Source organism: Angustibacter speluncae (genome assembly GCF_054777815.1).
In genome coordinates this window covers 1-3139 of record NZ_BAAHAF010000078.1, presented here as the reverse complement: position 1 = coordinate 3139, position 3139 = coordinate 1, and the positions used below count along the sequence as shown (strand labels likewise).

4 protein-coding genes are annotated in these 3139 nt (G+C 77.8%); all 4 read left to right on the top strand.

From position 1 onward, the window contains the following. Nucleotides 1-1161 (top strand): MmgE/PrpD family protein (locus ACYVKY_RS09425; protein ID WP_460434717.1); only part of this gene is annotated, 1161 nt, incomplete at its 5' end. Beyond that, nucleotides 1158-2033 carry a DUF3891 family protein gene (locus ACYVKY_RS09420; protein ID WP_460434716.1) on the top strand — a complete coding sequence of 292 codons (876 nt, stop codon included), beginning with the start codon at nt 1158-1160 and terminating at the stop codon, nt 2031-2033. The genes ACYVKY_RS09425 and ACYVKY_RS09420, both read left to right, overlap by 4 nt. Continuing rightward, nucleotides 2030-2611, top strand: coding sequence for a pyridoxamine 5'-phosphate oxidase family protein (locus ACYVKY_RS09415; RefSeq protein WP_460434715.1), 582 nt, complete (start codon nt 2030-2032; stop codon nt 2609-2611). The genes ACYVKY_RS09420 and ACYVKY_RS09415 overlap by 4 nt, the downstream gene beginning before the upstream one ends. Further along, nucleotides 2608-2961: an EthD domain-containing protein gene (locus tag ACYVKY_RS09410; protein ID WP_460434714.1), complete on the top strand. Its 354-nt coding sequence runs from the start codon at nt 2608-2610 to the stop codon at nt 2959-2961. Before ACYVKY_RS09415 ends, ACYVKY_RS09410 begins: the two co-directional genes overlap by 4 nt. Nucleotides 2962-3139: the final 178 nt, after the last annotated feature.

Genomic DNA, 3139 nt, shown 5'->3' with positions numbered 1-3139 from the left:
GGGGCGCTCGCGCTCGTGCTGTCCTCGCGGCTGCCGGTGCCCGCCGGCGCCGGGGTCGCGGCCGACCAGCTGCAGGACGGCCACCGTCCGGCCCGCGGCCACCCGGCGTCGCACGCCGCCACCGCCGCGCTGGTGCTCGGCGCCGAGGTCGACGCCCCCGGCGAGGTCGTGCTGTCGGCGGTGCTCGCCGGCTACGAGGTCGGCACCCGGCTCGGGCGGGCGATGGGCGGCACACCCGTCGGCGTGCACGACATCGGCACCTGGGGCGAGGTCGCCGCGGCCGTCGCCGCAGTCCACCTGCTGGCACCCGGTGACGCCGAGGCCCACGCGCGCGCAGTCGGTCTCGCGTCCGCTGCGGTGCTCGTCACCGACGCGACCACGGTCTTCGACGGGTTCACCGGCTCGCACGCCTTCCTCGGTGCGTCGGTGCAGACCGGTCTCTCGCTGGGACGCGCCGCCGCGTCGGGGCTCGCCCCCGCGCCGGGCGCACCCGGCCGCCACCTCGGCGCCGTCGCCGCCGCGGGCTGGGACGCGTCGGCCGGGGCGCCGGGTGCCGGGCCGGACGGCTGGACCACCTGGGAGGTGCTCGGCGGCTACGTGAAGTCGCACCCCACCTGCGCGCACCTGCACGGCGTGAACGACGCCGTGGCCGACCTGGTGGCCGCGGGCGTGCTCGCCGCCGACGTCGAGCGCGTCGTCGTGCGCTGCGCGGCCGGCGCCGCCCAGTTCGACCGGGTGGCCGGGGGCGAGCTCGCGGCGCGGTTCAGCGTCCCGACGTCGGTGGCCGTCGCGCTGGTGGCCGGACGCCTCGACGAGAGCGCGCTGACCGACGAGGTCGTCTGCGACCCAGCCGTGCTCGACCTCGCCGGCCGCGTCGAGGTCGTGCACGACGCCGACCTCGACCGGCTCGCCGCCCACGGTCGTCCGGCCGACGTCGAGGTGGTGCTGGCCGACGGCACGTCGCGCACCGCGTCGAGCCGCGTGCCGCGCGGTGACGCCGGCGACCCGCTGTCGCGGGACCAGCTGCGCGACAAGGCCTCCCGGTTGCTGCGGCACCGGTTCGACGGCGCCGGCGACGACGTGCTGGCCGCCGTCCACGCACTCGCCGCTGGCGGCACGGCCCGCGACCTCGCCCGCGTCCTGCGGGGCGCCGCGTCGTGATCGTCACCCGGGAGGAGGGCGCGCTGCGGCTGGTCACGCAGGTGGAGCACGGGCGGCTGGCCGGCGAGCTGGCTGCCGCCTGGGGCGGCGACGTGGTCGACGCCCCCGAGCCGCGCGCGGCCGTCGTGCTCGCTGCGGCCCGGCACGACGAGGGCTGGCGCCGCCGCGACGCCCGGCTGCTGTTCGACCCCGACGAGCGGCGTCCGCTGCACTTCCTCGACGTCGCGGCCGACGAGCACGTGCGGCTCTACCGCGACGGCATCCGCACCGTGACCGCCGCCGACGCCTACGCGGGGCTGCTCGTCGGCATGCACTGGACCGGCCTCTACCGGGGACGCTGGGCCCGGCCGGGCGCGGTGGCCCGCGTCGGCGGCGACGCCGACCGTGCGCTGCAGGACCGCGTCGTGCGCGCCGAGCAGCGGCGCTGGGTCGACGTGCTCGACGAGGTGTGGACCGACGACGAGCCGCGCCGCGCGTTCGAGACCCGCGCCTGGCACCACCACGCGCTGCTCCAGCTGTGGGACCTGCTCTCGCTGCACCTGGTCACCGCCCCCCTCGACAGGCCGTCGCCCGCCGGGCCGCCGGTGACGTTCGGCCCGCAGCTGCGCCTGCTCGAGCACGCGCCCGAGCGGGTGCTGCTGCCGCCGGTCGCGCCGCGTCCCGGCGCCGACGAGGTGCAGGTGACGGCCTGGGTCGCTCGCCCGGGCGAGGTGCACCTCGACCCGTTCCCGTTCGCCGCACCGGTGGAGGTCGAGATCGAGCACGTGCTGCTGCCCGACCGCGAGTGGTCCGAGGCCGAGGTGCGCTCCCGCTGGCGCCGCGCCCCGCGGGAGGCCCGACCGGTCCGGCTGGTCGCCGGGGAGGCGTCGTGACCCGTCCGCCCGACGACGTGCTGGGACGCGCGCTGGCCTTCGCCCGCGACGAGGTGCCGTTCGCGCAGGTCGTGACGCTCGACGTCCGCGGCTACCCGGTCGCGCGGACCGCGACGGCCTTCCTCGCCGACGACTGGTCCGTCGCGCTCGTGCACCGGCGCACGCACGCGCGGCTCGCCCAGGTGACCCGCGACCCCCGGGTGCTGCTGGTCTGGACCGGCACCCCCGCCGCCGGCGCCTCGAACGAGCACCCGCACGTGTTCGACGTCGGCGCGCTGCCACCGCGCGCCGTCCTGGTGCGCGGCACCGCCGAGGTGGCCGACGACGCCTGGACCGAGGCCACCTACCGCCGCCACCTCGAGGAGCAGCGCGCTGCCGGGCGCACCAAGGCGCCGGTCCGCGACCCCGAGCAGGTGCGCGCCGACCTGGTCGGGCTGCGGGTGCGCCCGTACCGCGTGCGGCTCGAGGGCTTCGGCGAGGGCGCGCAGTCCTTCGACTGGACCGCCGGTCCGCCGCTCGACCCCGCCCCGAGACCCGCCACCCCAACCGACCCGCACCCCCACGGAGGAGACCGATGAGCGTCAAGACCATCCTCGGCTACGAGATCCAGCCCGGCGTGAGCCCCGAGGAGTACGAGCGCTGGCTGTTCGAGGTGCACGCGCCCGACCTGCTCGCGAACCCGCACCTGGACCGGATCGTGTTCAACAAGGTGCTGCGACCGGTGCGGCAGGCGTCCGGCGGCTCCGCCGACGTGCCCGAGGGGCTGACGTTCTACCGGATCGCCGAGATGCACTACGCCGACGAGGACGCCTACCAGCGCTACCTCGACTGGTTCGCCGAGCACCCGATCCCGGCCGAGCGCGGTCCGGCCGGGCGCACCGACTTCAAGTTCTACCTCGTGACCGAGAGCACCGAGGTGACCCGCTGAGCGCGCCGCGCACCGCGACCGACGTGCCGGCCGACCTGCTGCGTGACGGCGCGCGGGTGCAGCGCGAGGGCGGGTCGGCCGCCGACCTGCTCGGGGTGCACGCCGCCGCCTGCGGCGGGAGCGTGCCGGACGCGGGCGCGCGGGGCGTCCGAGCCGCCGACGACCTGCCCGCGCCCCG

Excerpts from the sequence above, each read along its gene's own strand:
- ACYVKY_RS09410 (WP_460434714.1), top strand. The coding sequence starts at position 2,608 with ATGAGCGTCAAGACCATCCTCGGCTACGAGATCCAGCCCGGCGTGAGC.